This is a genomic window from Clostridium sp. BNL1100, from assembly GCF_000244875.1.
Taxonomy (GTDB): Bacteria; Bacillota; Clostridia; order Acetivibrionales; family DSM-1351; genus Ruminiclostridium.
The window spans coordinates 844,800-868,791 of record NC_016791.1 but is presented as its reverse complement, the minus strand read 5'-3'; the positions used below and the strand labels follow the sequence as shown (position 1 = coordinate 868,791).

At 41.2% G+C, this 23,992-nt stretch carries 15 protein-coding genes; 6 read left to right on the top strand and 9 right to left on the bottom strand.

What is annotated here, in order from left to right; genetic code table 11:
• Positions 1 to 109: 109 nt before the first annotated feature.
• The gene (locus tag CLO1100_RS03750; protein ID WP_014312429.1) at positions 110 to 997 is read right to left on the bottom strand and encodes a UbiA-like polyprenyltransferase; all 888 of its coding nucleotides are present in this window, start codon (positions 995 to 997) and stop codon (positions 110 to 112) included.
• A gap of 14 nt (positions 998 to 1,011) precedes the next feature.
• Positions 1,012 to 2,457, bottom strand: coding sequence for a menaquinone biosynthesis decarboxylase (locus CLO1100_RS03745; RefSeq protein ID WP_014312428.1), 1,446 nt, complete (start codon positions 2,455 to 2,457; stop codon positions 1,012 to 1,014).
• Between the two features lie 161 nt (positions 2,458 to 2,618).
• Here CLO1100_RS03745 and CLO1100_RS03740 point away from each other — a divergent pair, with 161 nt between their 5' ends.
• Complete coding sequence (locus tag CLO1100_RS03740; RefSeq protein ID WP_014312427.1) at positions 2,619 to 4,151, top strand: FAD-dependent oxidoreductase; 1,533 nt, start codon at positions 2,619 to 2,621, stop codon at positions 4,149 to 4,151.
• Here the strand turns inward: CLO1100_RS03740 and CLO1100_RS03735 are convergent.
• Positions 4,143 to 4,925, bottom strand: coding sequence for a TIGR02206 family membrane protein (locus tag CLO1100_RS03735; RefSeq protein WP_014312426.1), 783 nt, complete (start codon positions 4,923 to 4,925; stop codon positions 4,143 to 4,145). The two genes, CLO1100_RS03740 and CLO1100_RS03735, sit on opposite strands and share 9 nt — an antisense overlap.
• A gap of 169 nt (positions 4,926 to 5,094) precedes the next feature.
• Between CLO1100_RS03735 and CLO1100_RS03730 the strand changes: the two genes are divergently transcribed.
• Positions 5,095 to 6,459 carry a TrpB-like pyridoxal phosphate-dependent enzyme gene (locus CLO1100_RS03730; RefSeq protein WP_014312425.1) on the top strand — a complete coding sequence of 455 codons (1,365 nt, stop codon included), beginning with the start codon at positions 5,095 to 5,097 and terminating at the stop codon, positions 6,457 to 6,459.
• Positions 6,460 to 6,759: 300 nt separating this feature from the next.
• Here CLO1100_RS03730 and CLO1100_RS03725 read toward each other — a convergent pair whose 3' ends face one another.
• From CLO1100_RS03725 to yicI, 5 genes are all read right to left on the bottom strand, one after another.
• A complete protein-coding gene (locus CLO1100_RS03725; RefSeq protein WP_014312424.1) occupies positions 6,760 to 8,814 on the bottom strand; it encodes a beta-galactosidase in 2,055 nt (684 codons plus the stop codon).
• 3 nt (positions 8,815 to 8,817) lie between these two features.
• Positions 8,818 to 10,335 (bottom strand): response regulator transcription factor, encoded by a 1,518-nt coding sequence (locus CLO1100_RS03720; RefSeq protein ID WP_242836668.1) that lies wholly within the window; start codon positions 10,333 to 10,335, stop codon positions 8,818 to 8,820.
• Between the two features lie 5 nt (positions 10,336 to 10,340).
• On the bottom strand, positions 10,341 to 12,161 hold the full coding sequence (locus tag CLO1100_RS03715; protein WP_014312422.1) for a histidine kinase: 1,821 nt from the start codon (positions 12,159 to 12,161) through the stop codon (positions 10,341 to 10,343).
• A 97-nt stretch (positions 12,162 to 12,258) separates the two neighbouring features.
• Positions 12,259 to 14,394 (bottom strand): glycoside hydrolase family 3 C-terminal domain-containing protein, encoded by a 2,136-nt coding sequence (locus tag CLO1100_RS03710; protein ID WP_014312421.1) that lies wholly within the window; start codon positions 14,392 to 14,394, stop codon positions 12,259 to 12,261.
• 35 nt (positions 14,395 to 14,429) lie between these two features.
• Positions 14,430 to 16,745 carry an alpha-xylosidase gene (gene yicI, locus CLO1100_RS03705; RefSeq protein WP_014312420.1) on the bottom strand — a complete coding sequence of 772 codons (2,316 nt, stop codon included), beginning with the start codon at positions 16,743 to 16,745 and terminating at the stop codon, positions 14,430 to 14,432.
• Between the two features lie 260 nt (positions 16,746 to 17,005).
• On the opposite strand from yicI, the gene CLO1100_RS03700 reads away from it, so the two are divergent.
• From CLO1100_RS03700 to CLO1100_RS03685, 4 genes are all read left to right on the top strand, one after another.
• Positions 17,006 to 17,956, top strand: coding sequence for an ABC transporter permease subunit (locus CLO1100_RS03700; protein ID WP_014312419.1), 951 nt, complete (start codon positions 17,006 to 17,008; stop codon positions 17,954 to 17,956).
• Between the two features lie 26 nt (positions 17,957 to 17,982).
• Positions 17,983 to 18,906: a carbohydrate ABC transporter permease gene (locus CLO1100_RS03695; RefSeq protein WP_014312418.1), complete on the top strand. Its 924-nt coding sequence runs from the start codon at positions 17,983 to 17,985 to the stop codon at positions 18,904 to 18,906.
• A gap of 96 nt (positions 18,907 to 19,002) precedes the next feature.
• Entirely contained in the window at positions 19,003 to 20,775 is a 1,773-nt protein-coding gene (locus tag CLO1100_RS03690) for an extracellular solute-binding protein (RefSeq protein WP_014312417.1), read from the top strand.
• A gap of 139 nt (positions 20,776 to 20,914) precedes the next feature.
• Complete coding sequence (locus CLO1100_RS03685; RefSeq protein ID WP_242836719.1) at positions 20,915 to 23,233, top strand: glycoside hydrolase family 95 protein; 2,319 nt, start codon at positions 20,915 to 20,917, stop codon at positions 23,231 to 23,233.
• Here the strand turns inward: CLO1100_RS03685 and CLO1100_RS03680 are convergent.
• Positions 23,222 to 23,992: a YdcF family protein gene (locus tag CLO1100_RS03680; protein WP_014312415.1), complete on the bottom strand. Its 771-nt coding sequence runs from the start codon at positions 23,990 to 23,992 to the stop codon at positions 23,222 to 23,224. The genes CLO1100_RS03685 and CLO1100_RS03680 overlap by 12 nt on opposite strands.

Genomic DNA, 23,992 nt, shown 5'->3' with positions numbered 1-23,992 from the left:
GTCTTACAAAGTTTTCTAAAAAAGGTTAGTAAAATTAGTTTACATTAACATTTATGACAAGTCCATTCTTTTACATAAGATGCTTTTATAATGTACTCAAATGAATAATCTAAATTAGTGTTTCCAACAATGAGGCTGTTAAAAATACAATGCTTATAATCTGATTTAATGAATATGCGGTAAATGAATATACCTCGTCTCCTGTATCATCAGGTTTTCTAACATTGGCGACAAGTGAATGTTCTATAGCGAAAAGTACTGTTATTATCAATAGTCCCGAAAAATATATTGTTCCAAGCTGACTGCTGATTATCCCTAAAACAAGCAGGAAGATACAGGATATGAGATGGAAGGCACTTGATATATGGAGTGCCCTGCGTATACCGAATTTCACAGGAATTGATCGAAGGTTGTTAGCCTTATCAAACTCATAGTCCTGTATACCGTATATTATGTCAAAGCCAGCTACCCATAAAGTATTTGCAACACCCATTATCAACGGAGTTACAGATAAGTTCCCTGTTACGGCAATCCATGCACCCACCGGAGCCGCAGCTGTTGTAATCCCTAAAATAATATGACAGAGCCATGTAAACCTTTTTGTATAGGAGTAGCCTGTCATAAATACAAGAGCAAGAGGTGCCAGAATAAGGCAAAGCATGTTCAACATGGCCGCAGAAACAAGCATTATTGCAAAAGAAGCCGCCGCCAGCCCATAGGCTTCACCCTTGCTAACCTGTCCCTGTGGAATCTGTCTTACTGAAGTTCTTGGGTTAAGCTTATCAATTTCTGCATCTATAGCCCTGTTAATGGCATTGGCACCTGTTCTGGCACCCATGAATGCCATCAATATCCAGAATACTTTCCAGGCACTTGGAAACCCATTTGAAGCCAGCAGCATGGAAATAATTGCAAAGGATAAAGAAAATATGGAGTGAGAAAACATTACTAGGGTTCCATAGTCAGATATTTTTCTTATTACTTTTGAAGCAAGCATATTTCCTCCTTTATTTAAAAACCGTATTCCTTCCACCTTTTTGTAACCAATGCCTTTATATCCTCTGACATGGCTATTTCATCGGGCCAGATACGGCTATAGCCTTCCTCCGGAAATTTTATGGTAGCGTCAATACCTATCCTGCATCCATAATGTCTTTGATCAGAGGCATGATCCAGTGCATCAAGAGGGCCGTCAGACAATACTATATCCCTCCTGCCGTCAATATTGTTGAAAACCTTCCATGCAACCGTTGATAAATCATGAGGATTTACAGATTCATCCACAACTATAACCATTTTTGTGTACATCATCTGCCCTGAACCCCAAATTGAGTTCATTACCTTTTTAGCATGTCCCGGAAACCTCTTTTTTATTGAAACAATAACGCAGTTATGAAATACACCCTCAAGAGGAAAATTCATATCAATAATCTCCGGGAATTGGATTCTTAATAAAGGAAGAAACAGTTTTTCAGTTGCCTTACCAAGGTAACAGTCCTCCATGGGAGGTTTGCCCACAACAGTAGCAGGATAAATAGCATCCTCCCTGTAGGTCATACATGTCAAATGAAAAACCGGATACACATCAGCAAGAGAATAATACCCTGTATGATCTCCAAAAGGGCCCTCAATACGAAGTCCCTCACTTGTATCCACATACCCTTCCAGAATGAAATCAGCATTTGCCGGGACATAAATATTATTTGTTATAGACTTAACCAAGGATACGGGCTTTTTTCTTAGAAACCCCGCAAATAATATTTCATCTATATATTGGGGAAGGGGAGCGGTTGCAGAATAAATAACCACCGGGTCACAGCCTATAGCCACAGACACAGGCATTATTCCTCCGGTATTGCGGTACTTGTCATATATATTCCTGCCGTCCTTGTGGAGGTGCCAGTGCATTCCCGTAGTTTGGTCATCATACACCTGCATACGGTACATACCCATGTTTTGTATGCCTGTTTCAGGGTCTTTGGTTATAACCACAGGCAAAGTGATAAATCTGCCTCCATCCCCGGGCCAGCATTTAAGTATTGGAAGCTTTCCCAAATCGGGACTGTAATCAATTATCTGCTGGCATTTTCCTTTTGTAGGAAGCTTTATTGGAAAAACAGATGTCAGCTGCAATAAAGACGGAACCGCTTTTACGGTTTTTATAAACCCCGCATAATTTGCCGCATCTATAAAATCTCCTATTTTCCCCGCAACCTCCTCAATATTTTTAACACCAAGTGCGAGGTTCAACCTTTCATAGCTACCGAAAGTATTTATAAGTAATGGAAATTTTGAGTCTTTCACCTTTTCAAATAGAAGAGCCGGACCACCGCTCTTTACCACTCTATCTGTTATTTCCGTTATTTCGAGCTCAGCATCAGCTGCTGACTTTATTCTTTTAATAAGTGCTTTTTCTTCTAGTTTTTCTATAAATTCATGGAGGTCTGAATAAGCCATAAATTCTCCTTTCTTTTAAAAATCAAGCCTTATGAAAATATTGACCTGTCAAGGTTAAATTAAACAAAATAGAACCTCTTAATGTGAATTTCTTTAAAAAATCTGGATATTCTAACAATGTAAATTAAATGAAACTTAGTTGAATCAAGGAGACAAAATATATGCCACAGAATCTTATTGAAAAAGCATTTTCAAGGCCGGTAGAATCTTATTGGATTGGGTCAACACCCAAAACTGAATATCCGGAGTTGAATGAAAATATTAAAACCGATATTCTGGTTGTAGGAGGCGGAATAACCGGGATAGCAACAGCATATTTGCTTCAGAAGGAAGGCTTGGATGTTGTTATAATAGATGCCAACAGAATTGTCCATTCCACTTCGGGGCACACCACAGCAAAGATAACTTCTCTCCACAGCGTAAAATATGCAAAACTGATAAAGCAGTTGGGAGAAGAAGGTGCGGCAAAGTATGGAGAGATCAATGAAAAAGCCATATCAATGATTGAAGATATAATAAAAGAAAACGATATACAATGTGACTTCAGCCGACAGCCAAACTTTGTATATACAAAAGAAGAACAATATATAAACGTTATCGAGGAGGAGGTAAATGCAGCGAAATCTATTGGTCTTCCTGCAAGATTTGAAGCCTCCCTGCCTCTTCCCTTTGCTGTTCAGGGGGCAGTATGCTTTGATAATCAGGCACAGTTTCATCCCCGTAAGTATCTTTTATCACTTGCAGATATATTTGTAAAAAATGGCGGTCACATTTTTGAGAACACGGTAGCCCTTGACATCCATGAAGACCGTGAATGTACAACATCTACCCGAAGCGGATTCAGTATAAAATCAGACAAGGTAATAGTAGCAAGTCACTTCCCCTTTTACGACGGGTGGGGATTCTATTCTGCGAGAATGTACGCTGAGCGCTCCTATGCACTTGCGGTAAAATCACCTGTAATAGTTCCGTATGGAATGTATATCTCCTATGAAGAACCTACAAGGTCTATAAGGACCCAACCGGCAGAAGACGGAAATCAACTGCTTATTCTCAGTGGAGAACACCATAAAACGGGCGAAGACAAAAATGAGAAAGAACATTATACAAATCTTATAAACTTTGCAGAAACTGATTTTCACGCTACAGATGTGCCTTATCGCTGGTCGGCCCAGGATTATACCGTAATGAACGAAATACCATTTATAGGGCATATCACGGGTAAGAAAATGAATATCTTTGTAGCCACAGGGTTCCAGAAATGGGGTATGACAACCAGTCATGTATCAGCTATGATAATACGTGATATTATTGCCAATGGGAAAAGCGAAGTTGAAAATATATTTACCCCCTCAAGGTTCACTCCTGTCAGCTCTGCCAAGAACTTTATAAAAGAAAATGCAGATGTTGTTGACAATCTGGTTTCAGGAAAACTGGAATCGCCACCTATAGAATTTACATTACAGCCGGGTGAAGGCAAAGCAGTAAAGTACCACGGCAAAAAAGCCGGAGCCTACATGGACAATGACGGTAATGTTTTTATAATAGATACAACATGTAAGCATCTGGGTTGTGAAGTTAACTGGAATTCAGCCGAAAAAACCTGGGATTGTCCCTGTCATGCTTCCAGATACAGCTATGACGGGACAGTGGTTGAAGGTCCTGCCATGAAACCTCTAGACAGGTTAAAATAAAATTCGGGCTTTATCCCTGTTAGTATGGTTCTGTGAATACTTTTGTTGTCTTTTTAATAAAACAAAAGGCATATATAAAATAATCCAAAGAAGGCAGCCAAGAAGAAGCGTAGGTATAAGGTACCAAGGACTTCCCACGTACTTTGCAAAAAATTCCATAGGTGAACCCGGTGCCGGATACTTTAAAAAAAAGTAATTCCCGTTTGTAGCTATATTAACAGGGGTAACCATCAAGGCAAAAGCTACCAACATTGCAACTGTTTTTGGAAGGCTCCGTATATCCGGTCTGAAGCCCATGCCAAAAACCATGAATATTGGGATAAAGCAAATGATTCCGTGAACCAACATACTTTGTATATATATAAATGAAAAGGACGGATAATAATATACGTCAGGAGTAAAAAGTGTTAATAAAGCCGGTGCCAGTCCCATAGCATACGAATACTCCATCAGCAATCTGCTTCTGGTAATAGTCATTATAGGAAGTATAATACACATAAGGCTGCACAAGTGAAGGGGTAACGTATACCCCCAGGAAAACTGCCCTACAGCGTTGTACCAAAGTATCTGTGCACATTCTGTTAAGGGCAGTAACAAACTGGCCAGTACAAGCAACCTCCACTTTTTTTCCTCGCTTTTATCTTTGAACAGGACAGTCATAATACACCACATGCAAGCTACCATACCCACAGCAAGAAGATGTTGTACAGAAAACAGAGAATTGTGAAACCTTGAGGGTATATTGTCTATGTAAGTAAAAAAATATCTGAACATATAAAAACCTCCTTGTCCTACTTTCCAGTATAATAAATTTATATTCTTTTAGACAAACATTTAATCCATATGTATACAAATTATTTTATTGACTTATAATCCAATTCAAGTAAAATATTATTAGACTAGTGAAGAAATCCTTTACACCTTAAAGGATATGGAGGTTAAGATGAGAAGAGATGAGATCAGTAAGGTAATTCTGTCCGAAAACGATATTCCAAAGCAGTGGTACAACATAGTTGCAGACATGCCGAATAAGCCTGCACCCTATCACAACCCAGCAACACTTGATATTATTAAGCCAGACGATATGAAGGCTATTTTTCCGGATGAAGTAATCAAACAGGAAATGTCCTCCGAGCGTTACATAGATATCCCTGACGAGGTTCGTCAAAGGTACTGCCAGTTTAGGCCAAGTCCTCTTTACAGGGCAAAAGCTCTTGAAAAACTGTTGGATACTCCTGCAAGAATTTACTATAAATATGAAGGAACAAATGCTACGGGAAGCCATAAGCTTAATACCGCAATCCCACAGGTATATTATAATAAACTGGCAGGCATAAAAAGACTTGCAACGGAAACAGGTGCCGGTCAATGGGGCAGTGCCTTAAGCCTTGCAACAAGCCAATTTGGATTGGAATGTTCAGTTTACATGGTCAATGTCAGCTATCAGCAAAAACCGTACCGACGTTCATTTATGAAAACCTTTGGTGCAAATGTTGTAGCAAGTCCCAGCACACTGACAAACAGCGGAAGAAGCATTTTGGAAAGAGACCCTGATTGCTCAGGTAGTCTTGGAATCGCAATAAGTGAAGCAGTTGAGGATGCAGCGACACATGCTGATACCAACTATGCACTGGGAAGTGTTTTAAACCACGTATGTCTGCATCAGACCATAATCGGAATCGAAGCGAAAAAGCAAATGGAGTATTTGGATGAATATCCCGACGTAATTTTTGCGTGTTGCGGAGGCGGTAGCAATTTTGCCGGTCTGACTTTCCCATTTTTGCAGGATAAGCTCAATGGACGCAACCTTAGGGCTGTAGCCGTTGAACCATCAGCATGTCCCACTTTGACAAAGGGTGTATTTGCATATGATTATGGAGATACCGCAAAAGCAGCTCCAATAACCAAAATGTATACTTTAGGACATGATTTTATTCCATCAGGTATACATGCAGGCGGGTTGAGATATCACGGCGATTCCGCCATTGTCAGCCAGTTGTATCATGACGGAATAATTGAAGCAAAAGCATACGGTCAGAAATCCGTTTTTGAAGCGGCAGTATCCTTTGCAAGGACCGAAGGAATAGTTCCTGCTCCCGAATCAGCACATGCTATAAGGGCGGCAATGGATGAAGCTATTCTGGCAAAGGAATCCGGCGAGGAAAAGGTTATTCTGTTCTGTCTCAGCGGACACGGATATTTTGATTTCGCAGCATATGAAAACTATTTTAACGGACTCATTGATGATATAGAATTTTCTCCGGAATCCGCAAATAAGAGTTTACAGAACTTGCCAAATATAAAGTAGTTTTATTATAAATAAACACCTGTACGCGAGTATAAATTGTATCAATGGAAGCTTGGTTAAAGATATTTGCAGTTGTTTATGGTTGAACACGGATATTTTACCGGAAAACCTATACGATGTAAGTTTTAGCGAAACCATGAATCATGGACGATGAATGTGAGCGACGGTAAAATATCCAAAGATGAGCCGCTAGAAACTCTTGCAAATATCTTAGAAGCAATCATTGATATAATTTTATACGGGAGTACCGGTGTTAAAACAAAAAAACTTTCTGTTTTGTCACAACCCCTTTTTATAATCTTATAGCTTTAGGACTTTTACGTCAAAGGGATCAAGTTCTATAACTCCTTGCCGTTCTTCCCCGGTAAGCATATCTGTGTAAATCCCGGTAAGAGAAATCTCTTCCTTTTTTGCATTGAAATTCATTATAAATATGTAGCGGTTTTGTCCATCAGTACGATGTTGGGCTGTTACTCCCCTTGGCAGCTTCGCTTCCATTGTACGTGTAAGTGATAACTTTTCCATAAGGGTATTGTAAAAATTATCAAGGAAATCTTCTCCTGTACGGGCTGCCATGTAGTAGGCATCTCCTTTTCCAAAACGGTTAACCGTAAGAGCCGGCCGCCCTTGGTAAAAATCGTCACCATACACAGCCAGAACCTGTGCAGATTCTGCGTGGATTAACTCACAGAAGTCCTGAACTCTATAAGAGCCGGAAAGGCCCAGAGAGTTTTTACTAATTAAAAGACTATTGTTTTCATCCGGGTGCAGAGCATCTATTTCCTCGCTCCAAATACCCGTGACTGTACGCAGCGGCCCCGGGAATCCCCCCAAATGACATAGGTCATTCTCATTTACAATTCCGCTCCAATAGGTGGTAACAAAGGTTCCTCCCTCCCTAACAAAAGCCTCAATACGCTCTCCGACGCCGGGATGGGTCATATAGAGCATAGGTGCAATAACAAGCTTGTACTGTGAGAAATCTTCTCTGGCACCTATAATGTCTACGGTTACCCCTTGCATCCAAAAGGCTGTATAATGTAATATACAGGTTTCCTCATACTGTATCCTGTCACGAGCAAGTGCCTGTGCTTCCTCTATGGCCCATCGGTTTTCCCAATCAAATATTATAGCAACCTGCGGATGAACCGTAGTTCCCACAAGTTCATCCAGTTTTTCAAGTGCTTGCCCCACCTGTGAAACATCCCTGAACACACGAGTGTTCTCATGTCCCACATGATCTACCACCGCACCATGGAATTTTTCAAAGCTCCCCCGTGATTTTCGCCACTGAAAGTACTGAACTGTGTCACTGCCATGGGCCAATGCCTGCAATGACGATAGCATATGCATGCCGGGGCGCTTTAGCTTGTTTACCTTTTGCCAGTTAACAGTACTTGGTGTACTTTCCATCATCATAAATGGTTTACCCTGTTTGAGAGACCTGTTAAGGTCATGGATAAAGGAAGTTCGTACACCGATTTTCCAATCCGGTTGCTCCGTGGTGTGCCAGGTGGGATAACTATCCCAGGAAACCACATCCAGCTCTTTTGCAAGTTCCCTGTATTCTATACCCGGAAAGGTTCCCATCATATTTGTAGTAACAGGAACGTCCGGTGTTAATTCCCGTAAGGGTTTTATTTCGTTTTTAAAAAAGTCAATTGTCTGGTGTGAGACAAACCTCTTCCAATCCAGAATAAGTCCATGAGTCTCATTCTCACCCCGTGGAGATGGCGACTCAATTTGTGACCAATCTGTATACCGGTGTGCCCAGAAGCCCGTCCACCACTCATGGTTGAGCTTTTCAAGGTCACCAGCATACTTGTTTCGAAGAAAACTGCGAAATGCTTCCTGACATAACGGACAATGACATTCCCCACTGTATTCATTTGAGATATGCCATAAAATTAGTGCGGGATGCTTTGCATAACGTTCCGCCAACATACGATTTATCCGGCTTACCTTTTTACGGTAAATTGGTGAGGTAAAACAATGGTTATGACGTCCTCCATGTAAATCCTTTAACCTGTCGGCCTGAGTACGCAATATTTCCGGGTATTTTTGCGACATCCAGTTGGGTTTTGCACCGCTAGGAGTAGCCAGAATAGCAGCCATTCCGTTTTGGGCAAGCCTATCCATAATACTGTCCAGCCAACCAAAATTATACTTGCCCTCTTCCGGCTCCAGTGCCATCCACGAAAAAATTCCAACCGTCATTGCATTACAGTGGGCAAGCTTCATAAGACGAAAATCCTCATCTATTATCTTTGGCGTCTCCAACCACTGCTCCGGGTTGTAATCTCCACCGTGGAGGATATGAGGAAACTTGTTGCAAATAGGCATATATTTATCCATCCCTTAACTCTCCTTTTCAATCCTTGTAGTCAAGTCCGGCATTTCGCCCCAATAATCCCTGGGTTTTCGTCCCACATAGTATTTAAACTTCCTATAAAAATAGTCTATATTCTTGTATCCTACCATATAAGAAATTTCATAAACCTTGTACTTCCCTTCCGCAAGCATTTCTTTTGCCTTGCGAATTCGGACATGATCAAGATAGGAATTAAAGCTCTCGCCTGTTCCGCTTCTGAAAATTCTACCAAGATAAGAGCTGTTATAGCAAAAAATCTTAGCAAGAGATTCCAGCTTCAAATCCTTGGAATAGTTAGCCTCAATATACATACAAAGTCTCTTTACTATATTGTCTCGGGAGTTATTTCCTATCTGCTTCATAAAGCATAGAAATTCACTTAATATATAATCTGTAATTTCGTGCAAGCTCTGTTTTCTGTATATATCATGAATTATTCGTCCGTCATCCGGAATTATAAGGTTGTGGTAGTTTTGAGACAACATATCCCGAACTCGGATAAAAATATTGGATAGTACTCCCGCAAACCGGTCAGGATGCAGATTAAGCCTATGGTATTCCGACTCGAAGCTCCGCATTTTCTTTTGCAGCAATTCCTCTTGCCCTATTTCAATATAATCGTAAAAAGCCTCAATATATTCCTTTATGTCAATAGAATCAAGGTTGACTCCGTCTGAAAAATCCCCATATACGTCATCCCATAAGACAAGGTTCCCCGATTGCTGGTAATAGAAACTATGCTGTTGTATCTTTTTTGCGTCTGTATAAGAAAGATGGAGTTCATCCGCCGTACTGCATGGCCGACCTATAGAAACAAATAAATCAGGAACCTTTCGGAAAATATCTCTCATAAGCACGGAGAAGCGTGTAATACCTCCTCCCTGCAGCAGAACAACCCATAAATCATCGATATAGATAAACCGTATCTCTTTTTCAGAATCAAAAAGAGTCGGTATTTCTATATCAGACTGTACTGCTTTTATGACAGCAACACGGTAAACATTATCATATAGTTTAAGCTCACTAGGGTTTACTGAGTCCGTAGTCAGCTTACCACAAATAAGGTCTGTAAGCTGCTTTTCATAAATAAGATTCATACTGGATTGAATACTTTCAAGCTTTTCCTTTTCAGCTAGAATTGTTTTGCGTACCTTAACAATGGCCTCTTGCAAATCGTCTTCCTCTATAGGTTTTAGCTGAAAAGAGGAAACACCGGATTTTATGGCACTGCGGGCATATTCAAAATCGGAATAACCTGTCAAAATAATAACCTTGCCGTCAAATCCCCCTTCCCTTGCCTTTTCAAGCATTTCAGTTCCATACAGCCCCGGCATCTTGATATCGGTAATACATAGGTCCGGGTTAAGTTCAAGCAGCATACGAAGGCCCTCATGTCCGTCCGCTGCTTCGCCGGCTATCTCGTAACCAAGGCTGTCCCAATCAATGATAGCCTTTAGTCCAGCCCTCACTGCCGGCTCATCGTCAATGATTAAAACCTTGAGCATTCGGCTTACCATTCCTTTCCTAAGATATTTTGGTTTTTTACAGGCTGTTCCGGAAAAGAAATCCATACAGTTGTTCCTGTTCCGGGACTGCTGTCTACCCTGATTCCATAGGCTTCACCGTAATAAAGCTTGATACGCTGATTGACATTTGAAAGTCCAATGCTTTTCCCTGTCTTTCCACCTGCTTCCTTAATCTTACGGTGAACCTCCTCCAGCTTTTCCGTTTCCATTCCAAGACCATTATCCTTTACCGTTACCAGTACATTTTCATACTGCCTATTAACGATAATGTCAATTTTTCCACTTCCCTCCTTTTGCTCCAGTCCGTGTACAAAAGCATTTTCAACAATAGGCTGTATCAACAAGGGTAGTACCTTTAGAATTTTCTCATCAATACCGTCCTGAACATCAATGGTATAATCTACCCGGTCAGCAAAACGGAACTTCTGAATTTCCAAATAATTACGAACAAAATCCAACTCACTTTTTAAAGGCTGAGGATTGTCATCAAGCTCCAGCAGACTTCGCATAGATTTCCCCAAAAGTTTTATTACAGTGGCAATTTCACGTTGCCCGCAGACATAAGCCTTCATCCGTATACTTTCAAGAGTATTAAACAAAAAATGAGGATTAATCTGACTTGCCAGCATCTTGAATTGCGCCTCATTCTGTTTTGTCAGAAGCTTTTGCTGTTGGAGCTTGTGTTCATAATTTTCCTGTAAAAGCTTTTTCATATCACCAATCATTTTAATCAGATCTGTGTACAGTTCCGCAATCTCATCGCTACCGCTGATACCTGGGGAAATATCCAGATCCCCGGACGCCGCCCTGTGAATCTGAGTTCTTATAAATAAAATACGCTCTGAAAAGCTTCCGGTAAATAACACCATAAGCAATACAGGTACTACAAGGCTGATGAGTGCGATTGCAATTCCTGTTATATATGTAGCAAACACCTGACGTGTTATGTCACTGGTAGGTGTTATATTGATAATCTGTATGGTACTGCGGGTTTTCTGAGGAAGAAAGGAGTCACAGACAATAAATACTTTTCGGTTTTCATAGGTTACATCTTTTAGAATTTGCTCTCTGTCACCCGAAACGGCAGTCAAACCCTTTATATCGATTTTTGTACCCAGCTTTTTACGGTCATCTGCCAGCACGATACGGTCATTATCAACAGTCATAAGCATGGTTGTCTTTTCATTCTGAATAACAGAGGTCAGATAACTGTAGCTTACCCTCATTACCATAACTGCATAATTCCCACTATCGTCAATGCGAATACGACGTACCAACGCAAGATAATAGGAATTGTTATCGCTGTTATAAAAGCACTGCCATATCATGTTACCACCACTTCGAACCGCAGCCTTGTACCAAGCCTCTTTTCTAATAGCCTCTGTGGTTTTAACAAAAAAACTGTTCTCACATATGGTACTATTATCTACGTACAGGGTAATAGCCTCTATTTGGCTGTAGTACTGTGTATATTCCTTTAGTGCAGGGTAATTTTTCCATGCATCTATAGACTCTAAAAAACTGCCGTATTTAGTTGAAATAATGTTTTTGAGCTGCTTGTCAAAATAGATTTTGTCAGATATGTTGGTCATAAGATATAACAGCTCGTTAACACGGTCCCTCACTCGAAGGGTATCTGTTTTGGCCTCGTTAACCATACGTGAGTAAACAAGATTTGACATGCTGTAGGTTAAATACAGGCTCACGAAAAATACCGGCAACAGCACGGAGATTACGTAGATACCGATCATTTTTTTGCGTATCCGAATATTGTTCCAACCTTCTTTCAAACGCTTGATGAACACGATATTTATTCCACCCTCGCCGACACTGATAATTTCTTATATTATAGGTTTATTATAACAATATTGTAAACCACATACAAACCTATTTCTATACATATCAGAGTATAAGAGTCATAGCTATGGGAAGATTACGGGATGAAGTACCAATGTATATTGTATAGTCCCCCGGAACCAAAACCCATCCTGTACTAATACAGAATTCCGAGAAAGTTCGTTCATCAAGTTTAAATGTAATGGTTTTGGTTTCACCTGGATTCAGGTATATCTTTTCAAAACCTTGCAGAGTACGTATAGGAGAGCCGGCTTTCCTCGATGGCTCTACATATAGCTGGACTGACTGTGCGCCTGCCCTAGCCCCGATATTGGTTATCTCAACGTTTATTTCATACTCCTTGCAGGAGCCGGAAATCTGTCTTAATGTCCCCTTCGCCAATGAAAAAGTAGAATAGGACAAACCGTGACCAAACGGAAAAAGCGGAGGGACATTGTATGTATCGTGATAACGGTATCCTACAAAGAGGCCCTCTGTGTAACAAACCTTCTCGCCTCCGGGATATTCACCCAGTGCCTTAACTCCTGTATCCTCCTCTTTCACAGGAATTGTGAAAGGGAGATGTCCGCTTGGATTATAATCTCCGAATAAAACTTCCGCCAACGCCGTTCCACTGTGCATACCTGAAAAAAATCCCTGCATAACGGTTGGCGCATTGTTTATCCATCTGCTCATATCAAGCGGGGAACCGCTTAAGATTACTACTACTGTGTTTGGGTTTACGACAAGAATGCTTTTCAGAAGCTTATCCTGTTCGTACGGCAAAGTCATATCTGCCCTGTCACGACCTTCCGATTCCTGCTCGTGCCCGGTACCACCAATGAAAATAACTGCATCGGCAGTCCGTGCTGCCTGAATTGCCTCGTTCTCAAGGCGTATTTTAACATTTTTATATTCCTCTTGGGCAACTCTGGCCTTTTCCTCAATTTCAGCACGGGTTTTCTCATCAGCATTAGAAGGTATGTGAAATTCATGCTTAGAATATGTCTCATCAAGGCAACCCGGATAATATGATACTTTTACTCCCCCTGCCAATCTCATCACTATGCCGGATAGAGGTGTAACCTCATATAGTGCCTTGACCGCCGCACTATCTCCGCCGGTGGAATGTTTTTTGTCTGCGTTATTACCAATAACGGCAACTGTTTTTATTCTGTCTGCATTAAGAGGGAGTACCCCTTTGTCATTTTTTAACAGAACAAAACTCTCCTTAGCTGCTTCAAGTACTGTCTGTTGGTGCTGAGGCAGATTGAAGCCACCTCGTTTTCGGTCTTTAGAGAACATATTCAGTCTGAACATCAATTTTAGAATTCTTCGTACCTTTTCATTAAGAATACTTTCAGAGATTTTTCCGTTTTGAACAGCATTTATAAGAGGTGTTGCAAAAAAGTAGTCCTCAAAATCAGAGGTTACGTTCATTTCAATGTCAAGGCCGGCTTCTGCAGGAGCCTCTGTATCGTGTACTGCTCCCCAATCCGAAACCACAACACCGTCGAACTTCCATTCCTTACGGAGGATTTCCGTAATCAACTCACGGCTGTGACTACAAAATGTACCGTTGAGCCTGTTATATGCAGTCATAACTGTAAGAACTCCTGATCTTACTGCTGCTTCAAATGCAGGAAAGTACAGCTCCCTAAGTGTACGTTCATCCACCTCAGCACTGACGGTAAGACGTTCTGTTTCCTGATTATTGGCAGCAAAATGCTTGACGCAAGCTGCCACGTCAAAGCGCTGTACACCTTTTATAAAGGCTGATGCAAGTTCTGCTGTCAACACCGGGTCTTCACTGAAGTATTCATAATTCCTACCGCATAAAGGTGTACGGATAATATTCACACCCGGTGCAAGGATAACGTCCTTACCACGACCTCGTGCCTCGCAGCCCAGTACCTCTCCTACCCTCTCCGTGAGGGTTCTGTTAAAGGTTGCGGCAAGAGCCGTGCAGGCAGGCAGGTATGTAACAAAATCCCAATTACCTCCTATCGTTTCCCATTGATTATCAGCAAACTCATTGCGTATGCCCATTGGCCCGTCAGAAAACACAAGGGGAGGAATCCCCAGCCTCGGTACTCCGCCTGTGCGGAATAACCCATTGCCGTGACACATGCCCGCCTTTTCCTCTAAAGTCATCATGGACAGTAGTTCCTCTATTTTTTCATCTATCCCGCTAAATTGCATTATATTCACTCCAAAATTGTAATTTTGTCCTGCCGTTATTCCAGAATTTCAATCGTATATCTGCCGACAAAAGCTGTTGGTATAAATATCTCCCCGTCCTGTTCCCTTACAATAGTTCCTCCTGTACACGCAGATACTTTAATACCGCAAAGTTTTAAACTCCACGGCTTTCCGTCTCCCCCTGCTATTACAGTGATTTCACTCCCTTTACGGGTTGCGGTGACATTAAGTGCTTCTTTTCCATCCTTCTCGTATACAGAAGTATTTGCATAAGCACCGTCGCAAAGAGGCGTCAGCAGCAAGCGAACATCCTGTGCATATTCATAGACCGTTTCTTCTTCGTTGCAGCCTGTAGCCAGAAGGCTGCCGGGACGGACATATACGGGCAGACTCATGTAATTGTGCTTTTCCCTGCGATAACTGCCTCCTGTAACAATTTCACCTGTCAGAAGGTTATACCACTCACCCTTAGGTAAATAATAGTCCACTAGTCCCGAAACCGTAAATACAGGTGCCACCAACAGGGAATCACCCAACATATATTGACGGTCAAGGGTAGTACACGCAGGGTCATCCTGAAACTCAAGAAACATTGCTCGAACTGAGGGCAATCCTTGCTGCGCGGCCTGAACCGCAGTTTTGTATATATACGGCATGAGACGGCATTTCAGCTTCGCAAAAAAGCGCAGTACATCCACTGCCTCTTCGTCGTATAACCATGGTACACGGTAGCTGGTACTGCCATGAAGACGAGAATGAGATGACAACATACCAAAGGCCAGCCACCGTTTATAAACATCAGCTGTGGCAGTATGCTCGAAGCCTCCGATGTCATGACTCCAGAAACCAAATCCGCACAAGCCTAATGACAGACCTCCTCGCAAACTTTCAGCCATAGAGGAAAAGTCAGCAGTACAATCCCCACCCCAGTGAACAGGGAACTTCTGGCTACCTGCTGTAGCCGACCTTGCAAATACTACCGCCTCTTTACCCGCTGATTTCAAAGTATCAAACACTGTCCTGTTATAAAGGTAAGTGTAGAAGTTATGCATCTTCTTAGGGTCTGAACCGTCGTAATATACAACATCCTCTGTAGGAATACGTTCTCCGAAATCAGTTTTAAAACAATCTACACCCATATCCACAAGGTTAAGCAGCTTTTTAGAAAACCACTTACACGCCTCAGGATTTGTAAAATCAACGATGGCCATTCCCGGCTGCCACATATCCCACTGCCAAACACTGCCGTCCTTTTTATGTATGAAATAGCCCTTTTCCATCCCTTCATCAAACAGAACAGACTCCTGTGAGACATATGAATTAATCCAGACACAGATATGCAGGCCCTTTTCCTTCAGATTGGATAACATCTTTTTGGGGTTAGGAAAAACATCTTTGTCCCAAATGAAATCACACCAGTTGAACTCTTTCATCCAAAAGCAATCAAAGTGGAATACGGATAATGGAATACGTCGCTGACTCATTCCATTAATAAAGCTTGTGACGGTTTCTTCATCGTAGTCAGTTGTAAACGAAGTGGAAAGCCATAGTCCGAATGACCATGCCGGAGGCATAGAAGGACGTCCTGTAAGAGCAGTATAGTTTGAAATCACTTCCTTACAGTCTGAACCTCCAATTACAAAATAGTCCAAGGATTCGCCTTCAACGGAAAATTGTGAACGGGATACTACTTCACTGCAAATTTCAAATGAGACAAGACCCGGATCGTTTACAAAAACTCCATACCCTCGGTTTGATATGTAAAATGGAATATTTTTATAGGATTGCTCGGTACAAGTACCTCCGTCCTGATTCCAAATATCAACCGTTTGGCCATTCTTTACAAAGGGTGTAAAACGCTCTCCCAAACCATATACACACTCTCCCACTTCAAGATCAAGCTGTTCCCTCATATAGGTTTGACCGCTTTCGTGCTTTATGTATGCAAGGTGCCTCCAACCACTCCCGGTCAGACGTTCACCACCACGATAATATTCTATAATAAAGCTGTTTTTATCAATACGAGCCTTAATACTTCCGCTTTCAAACCACACTGCATCATTATCTTCAATGATTGTCGGGGAGCTTCCGGGAGAATTAAGCTCAAAATAAGGCTCGGCTTTTTTTACTCCTTTATAGTGATATGCTCTTACATGAATTATATCAACCGCCGGAGAACTCAACTCAATAGTCAGTGCAGGGCCGCCTAAAGTATCTCCTCTGTGATTAATCGGGTTACAGGGTGCAAAAATACGTAATCTGTCCCCGCAGTTCTCAATACGGTATGCCTTGGACGGGTAATGTAGGGAATATCCTTCCTTGCTCATCCAATATCCATTAAGAAATTTCATGGTATAAAGACCTCCTGAAAAGTTTATCCGGCTATTTTATTCTTCTTATTCTCAATTATACAGTCCCATGTGTATATTTAAAACGTAAAAAATCACATTAAAAACACTGTAATAATTCTAGAACTTTTTGAAAAAGTATACTCACCTATAAATTTTACAGTGTTTTTGACTATTTTTTTAGGATATACAAATTTTAATGGGCAAGATACAATATTTTTGTAAAATATTACTAAACCCAAAAACATTTGGAGGGAAGCTTAATGTCCAATCCGTCTGGCAGCACCACTTACGTTAAATATAAAAAGAATAAGCACCGGGATAGATTTAAACTGTTTTTCATGGCTTTACCTTTTTTGATTCTTTGTTTTACATTTTCCTACTTACCTTTATACGGATGGATTTATTCAATGTTTGATTATCGTCCTCCATTCAAGCTGTATCAGTGTGATTTTGTTGGACTCAAATGGATTACTTCAATTGTTACGAATTCTGCTTACAGAAATGCAATCGGTGATGTTCTTCGCAATACTTTTGCCATCAGCGGGCTAAACCTGTTAACCTCCGTTCTTCCACTTACCTTTGCCGTTTTTCTAAACGAAATCAAGAGAGGCTGGTTTAAACGAATAGTACAAGTGTTGACTACACTGCCCAACTTTATCAGCTGGGTACTTGTTTACTCTGTTGCCTATGTGTTCTTTTCAACCGGTGACGGCGTGGTAAACAAGATACTAATGAATATGCACCTTATTTCTTCTCCGATAAACTTTCTTGCAAGCGATAACCATACATGGCTTACAATGACTTTATGGAGTTTGTGGAAAACTCTCGGCTGGAGTGCCATTATGTACCTTGCCGCAATAGCAGGCATTGATCAGGAACTTTATGAAGCAGCCAAGGTCGATGGAGCAGGACGCTTCCGTATGATGTGGAATATCACTGTTCCGTCGCTGTTGCCAACCTTCTTCGTTCTGCTCATGCTGTCAGTTGCTAATTTTCTTAATAATGGCCTAGACCAGTATTACGTATTCCAGAATGCAATGAACAAAGCACATATTCAGGTTCTTGACCTCTATGTTTATAACATAGGTGTTGGCAGTATGAATTTCCCTCTTGCAACTGCTGTCAGTATGCTCAAGTCTATCGTCAGCATAGCACTGCTGTTTACGGTTAACGGCGTATCTAAACTTCTACGTGGCGAAACTATTGTCTGACAGGTTAATAAAGGAGGAAAACAACCATGTTACCCATAATAAAAAAGAAAGAACATTATACTTTTGGAGACATTTTGTTTTATATAATTACATATTTGGTATTTGCAGTTTTAACTATCGCTTGTATATATCCTTTTTATTTTTTGATTATAAATACCCTTACAGCTAATGAAATAAGCTCAAAAATGGCAGTATTAATACTTCCTCAAAAAATTCATTTTGACAACTACGTGAAAATTTTGAAGCTAAACGGGCTTACGGATGCTTTGTTTGTATCAGTAGCTCGTACAATAATCGGTGCCGCACTAACAGTATTTGCCTCAGCTTTTTTGGGATACCTGTTCACAAAAAAAGAAATGTGGGGCCGCAAATTCTGGTACCGTTTTGTTATTGTTACAATGTACTTCAATGCAGGCCTGATTCCATGGTTCATTACAATGCTTAATCTTGGTCTGCGTAATAATTTTTTTGCTTATATTCTGCCGGCTATTGTAGCACCGTTTAATGTTATCCTTGTAAAAACTTATATTGAGAATACCCCGCAGGCACTTCAGGAAGCGGCACAGATAGATGGAGCCGGATACTTTACCATATTTCTTAAAGTTGTCTGGCCCCTCTGTGTTCCCATTCTTGCAACGGTTGCCATTTTTGCCGCAGTGGGTCAATGGAATTCTTTTACTGACACCCTGTTATTGATGACAGACAGCCATCTGTATACCTTGCAGTTTATTCTGTACCGCTACCTTAATCAGGCAAGCTCTCTTGCCAGTATTATGAGAAACAGCGGAGCGGGAATTGGTCAATCGGTATCAAACCTTGCAGGTTCGCAAACGGCACAATCCGTCAGGATGACTGTTTCGGTTGTTGTAATTCTTCCGATTTTGTTTGTATATCCCTTTTTCCAACGGTATTTTGTGGGTGGTATAATTATAGGTGCCGTTAAGGGTTAATTCTGTTGTATAGTTTATCCGTGCCATACACGGCAGTGTAACGGCACATAAAAAAACACTGCTTTACTAATACAATAATTTAATGGAGGTTTATGTATGAAAAAGTGGCTTATTAAATCCCTAACCGCTGCCATTATCCTCGGTGTTACCGTAAGTATGGCGGCCTGTACTAAACCGGGCGGCAACAGCAGTTCCTCATCCGGTTCTGGCAGTTCCGCATCCGGTTCCGGCAACAATCCGTATAAGGATACGGTGACACTTGATGTCTATACTCTGACCGGAAATTTCCAAGGCGAACAGATAGGATGGTTCGGAAAGGTACTCAAAGACAAATTTAATCTCAAGCTAAACATTATCTCAGCTCAGACAGATGGAAATTCAGACCAGTCTTTTCAGACACGTTCTGCTTCCGGCGACCTTGGTGATATTGTGGTATACGGTGCCATGGACACCAAGTTCACTGATTCCCTTAAAGCCGGGCTTCTAATGAAATTATCGGATAACGATCTGCTGGCAAAGCACGGTAGTAACATTGTTAAGAATTTTTCAGGTGCCATCAAGCGTGTTTCCGATAAATATGGTGATTATGCAATCCCTAATAATGTTTCTACAGAGTCACCTAATACTCCTTCCGAGGACTCTGATCTTACATTTGGTGTATATACCCGTTATGATTACTATCAGGAAATCGGTTCTCCTAAGCTAAATACCTTCGATGATGTATATCCGATGTTAAAGGCAATGGCACAAAAGCACCCCACCAACTCAAACGGTCAGAAACAGTATGCTTTTTCACTGTTTAAGGATTGGGATGGCTGTATGATGATGTTCGGTAAAATGATTGCAGAGCTTTACGGGTATGAGGAAGCTCCCTTTGGTGGTTTCCTTCTGACAAATAATATGGCTACCGAGTATCAGAGCATTATTGACCCCAACGGTTACTATGTAAAAGCTTTGAAAGTTTACAACCAGGCATACCGTGATGGTCTCCTGGACCCCGACTCAATTAATCAGACCTGGGATGATATTACCAAAAAGTATTCAAACGGTCAGGTTCTCTACTCACAGTTCAGTTGGCTTGGTCCTAACAATTTTAATAATGCTGAAAACATATCAAAGGGTACAGGCTTTGCTCTTGTTCCTATAGCTGATGAGAAAATCTGGTCAAATGGATTTACTCCAAACGGCAGTACTTACCTCGTGGCATTAGGCAAATCCTGCAAAAACCCCGAACGTGCCATGGATTTTCTAAACTGGTACTACTCTCCTGAAGGAGAAATGGTTATAAAGAACGGCCCCGAAGGTCTTGCATGGAAAATGGAAAATGGCAAGCCAACATTAACTGATTTTGGTAGAAAATGTATGCCATCCATTGCAGTTGAAGTATCTAGTGAGTTTGGTGGCAGCGATTGGCAGACTGGGGAGTGTAAAGTCGGCTTTGACGGCTTGGCAGCAAACGCCATTAATCCTAATACCAAAGAGCCATACTATTACAAGCTTTGGTCATCAACCCTGTCATCCAACACAAGTGCCCTACAGAAAAACTGGAGTGCAGCCGTGGATGGTGCTCTGTCTCCAAAAGACTGGCTTGTGAAGAACAACCATGTTTCAGTATCTCCCGGCACCGATTATGTTGCTCCTATTCTTCCTTCTGACATTCAGTCAACTCAGGACGTTGTCAAAATGGATATCCGTGACTATTCCTGGAAAATGGTATATGCAAAGAGTGACAGTGAGTTTAATTCCCTTCTGAAACAGATGACCGAGAAGGTCAAGGGAGAAGGTTTTGACACTGTTGTAGAATGGGATAAACAGCAATTAGCGGAGCTTTCTGCGGCTAGAAAGCAGGCAGCAGAAAGCGGCAAATAAATTTTGAAAAACTGTGCATTTTTATAATCCTCTCCTTGGGAAAAGGGTGCAGCCTTCGGTGATGCGGGTAAGCACCCTTTTCCTTTTTACAGGACTATATATACTATTATTTTTATAAGGAGGGAATCTATTGGACTATATGTTATGGTATAAATCCCCCGCCCGTATTTGGGAAGAGGCACTGCCTATCGGTAATGGTCGTCTTGGTGGAATGGTACACGGCGGTATTTCACAGGAATGTATTGATTTAAACAACGATACTCTATGGTCCGGATTACCCGGACAGCATATTAACAAGAACATCCTGCCTGTTTTACCTAAAGTACAGCGTCTTGTGAATCAAGGCAAAAATTATGAGGCACAGAAACTTATAGAAGAAAATATCCTAACAGGTTATTCACAGTCATATCTCCCTCTTGGCAGGTTATTACTGACCTATGAGCTGTCAGGGGATGCTAAGGGCTACAACCGTTCACTCTCCCTTAATACAGCAGTATGCGAAACTCGGTATACCTCCGGCGGCGTTAATTATTGCCGTGAGGTTATATGTTCCTATCCAGACGACGTAATGGCAGTTCATATAACTGCAGATAAATCCGGTGCATTAACGTTTAACATAACACTTGATTCTCAACTTCGTTATCAGATTGCAAAGATGAACAATACCCTGATAATGACCGGGGACTGTCCATCCTGCATGATTCCGGATTACGTGGAAGCAGATAAACATTTAATCTATGACCATGAAGAATACAGTCGCAGTATTCGCTTTTCAGTTGGAATGAGGGCAAATGTAAAGGGCGGCTCCCTAATTGTTGACGCAGACCGGATTTCAGTCACCGCTGCGGATGAAGTTCTCCTGATACTCTCTTCGACTACAAATTTTGAGGGATTTGATAAAATGCCCGGTAGTTCAGGAAACGACCCTTTAACCAAATGCATGAGAATATTGGATAATACAGTAGGCTATAGTTGGAATGAACTTTTATCCCGCCATAAAGCTGACCACGCTGCATTATTTGAACGTGTATGTCTTGACCTTGGCACGCAGTCGCCGATGCCCACAGATAAAAGGCTGGCTGCATATGCAGCAGGACATCACGATCCTTCACTGGATTCACTGCTGTTTGCCTATGGCAGGTATCTGCTTATAGCCTGTTCTCGTCCAGGCACACAAGCGGCTAATCTTCAAGGAATTTGGAATAAGGAACTGACAGCACCTTGGTCCTCTAATTACACTACCAATATTAATACTGAGATGAACTATTGGCCTGCTGAGACTGCAAACCTTCCCGAGTGTCATATTCCGCTGTTTGACCTGCTAAAAGACGTTTCAAAGGCAGGCTCTGAGATATCACTTGTACATTACGGGTGCAGGGGTTTTGTACTGCATCATAACACTGATTTATGGAGAATGGCCTCTAGCGTGTCAGGTCAGGCAAGATGGGGTTTTTGGCCTATGGGCGGTGCGTGGCTGTCTATTCATATAATGGAACATTACAGATTCAGCTGTGATACGGATTTTTTAAAAGATTACTATTATATTATGCGAGAAGCGGTTTTGTTTTTGCTTGATTATTTGAAGCCTGATGATAATGGGTATTTTCTCACAAACCCGTCCACTTCACCTGAAAATGCATTTATAGATGCAGACGGCAGAATATGTTCAATCACAAAAGGTTCAACTATGGATTTGGCCATTATCCGAGAGCTTTTCGAAAGCTGTATCGAGGCACAGTCAATTCTAAAAATTGATTCATACCTTTCCGGCTTACTTGCCCAAAGGCTTTGCAAGTTGCCTCCATTTCAAATAGGCAGTAAAGGACAGCTGTTGGAGTGGCTTGATGAATATGTTGAAGAAGAACCGGGCCATCGGCATATGTCCCATCTTTTTGGACTTTATCCAGGCAGTGTTATAAGCCCATTGCACACACCCGAACTTGCAGAGGCCTGCCGTAAATCTCTGGAACAACGACTTGCAAACGGAGGAGGTCATACAGGCTGGAGCTGTGCTTGGCTTATATGTCTTTACGCCAGGCTGGGTGACGGGAATAATGCCTACCGTTTTGTTAATCAACTTTTAACCCGTTCCGTTTATCCCAACCTTTTTGATGCACACCCTCCATTTCAAATAGACGGTAATTTTGGCTTTACAACAGGTATTATAGAGATGCTGTTACAAAGCCATAAAGGAGAACTGCACCTGCTGCCTGCGTTGCCGGATAATTGGAAAAACGGTAGTGTAACCGGCATTAAAGCCAGAGGAAACTACACTGTAGATATTTCATGGCAGAACCATCATCTAATCCGTGCAAAGATAACGGCAGGACAAAACGGAGTCTGCCGTATTCGGATAAGTGAAGCTTTTACGGCAGACAAATATGTTGAAAGGAAAGAAAACTCCGTTTTAGTCAATCTTTCTGCAAATGAAAGTGTTAATTTTATCTTATCTGTCTAAAATAAGAGACTTGAACAATGCAAAGTATTCTCTTAAACAGACATTAGGATATATATACCATGGAGTGCCGGAACTGATTCCGTATGGTTTTAGTCCGGCCCTTTTTGCAAGTATTTTTGCTCTGAACATATGAAAATCATTGGTTACGATCATTACTTTATCAAGAGGCTTTCCAATAGTATTTTCATATGTTTTTTTAGAATACAACATGTTTTCATATGTACTGGTAGAACGCTCTTCTTTCAAAATTACATTTTCTGGTATATTATGCTTAACCAGATACCTTTTCATTCCCTCGGCTTCCGTTATGGTTTCTCCTATACCCTGTCCCCCTGATACAATTATCTTTACATCAGGATTAAGTTTGTAATAATCTAAGGTATAATCAAGTCGCTTCTTCAAAACCAGAGTTGGTGTTTCGCCTTTAAGCCCCGCACCTAATACTATTACGCTGTCAACCCTCTGATCCTTGTCGGACATGGCCGAGGTTATTATGACAGCTGTTATTATAATAAAAGAAACCAACCAAATGAGGAAAAGTCCTGTAAATACTTTTACAAGTTTACTGTAAAAGCTTGGTCGTCGCATGTATAATCCTGTTTTTTTAAATAATGCCCATATTATTATACAAGCGCCTCCAATAGCAGGAAGCAAAATTCCCATATCCATGCCGCCGCTTCTTTTTGCAATAATTATAGTGTCCATTATACCTACGGCAGCCAATATGTACAAAAATGACTGTAAATATTTATTTTTCAT

Coding starts and splice junctions, on each gene's coding strand:
- CLO1100_RS03735 (WP_014312426.1), bottom strand. CDS start 4,925: ATGTTCAGATATTTTTTTACTTACATAGACAATATACCCTCAAGGTTT.
- CLO1100_RS03685 (WP_242836719.1), top strand. CDS start 20,915: ATGTTATGGTATAAATCCCCCGCCCGTATTTGGGAAGAGGCACTGCCT.
- yicI (WP_014312420.1), bottom strand. CDS start 16,745: ATGAAATTTCTTAATGGATATTGGATGAGCAAGGAAGGATATTCCCTA.
- CLO1100_RS03745 (WP_014312428.1), bottom strand. CDS start 2,457: ATGGCTTATTCAGACCTCCATGAATTTATAGAAAAACTAGAAGAAAAA.
- CLO1100_RS03750 (WP_014312429.1), bottom strand. CDS start 997: ATGCTTGCTTCAAAAGTAATAAGAAAAATATCTGACTATGGAACCCTA.
- CLO1100_RS03700 (WP_014312419.1), top strand. CDS start 17,006: ATGTCCAATCCGTCTGGCAGCACCACTTACGTTAAATATAAAAAGAAT.
- CLO1100_RS03720 (WP_242836668.1), bottom strand. CDS start 10,335: ATGCTCAAGGTTTTAATCATTGACGATGAGCCGGCAGTGAGGGCTGGA.
- CLO1100_RS03730 (WP_014312425.1), top strand. CDS start 5,095: ATGAGAAGAGATGAGATCAGTAAGGTAATTCTGTCCGAAAACGATATT.
- CLO1100_RS03710 (WP_014312421.1), bottom strand. CDS start 14,394: ATGCAATTTAGCGGGATAGATGAAAAAATAGAGGAACTACTGTCCATG.
- CLO1100_RS03725 (WP_014312424.1), bottom strand. CDS start 8,814: ATGGATAAATATATGCCTATTTGCAACAAGTTTCCTCATATCCTCCAC.
- CLO1100_RS03680 (WP_014312415.1), bottom strand. CDS start 23,992: ATGAAAAATAAATATTTACAGTCATTTTTGTACATATTGGCTGCCGTA.
- CLO1100_RS03740 (WP_014312427.1), top strand. CDS start 2,619: ATGCCACAGAATCTTATTGAAAAAGCATTTTCAAGGCCGGTAGAATCT.
- CLO1100_RS03695 (WP_014312418.1), top strand. CDS start 17,983: ATGTTACCCATAATAAAAAAGAAAGAACATTATACTTTTGGAGACATT.
- CLO1100_RS03690 (WP_014312417.1), top strand. CDS start 19,003: ATGAAAAAGTGGCTTATTAAATCCCTAACCGCTGCCATTATCCTCGGT.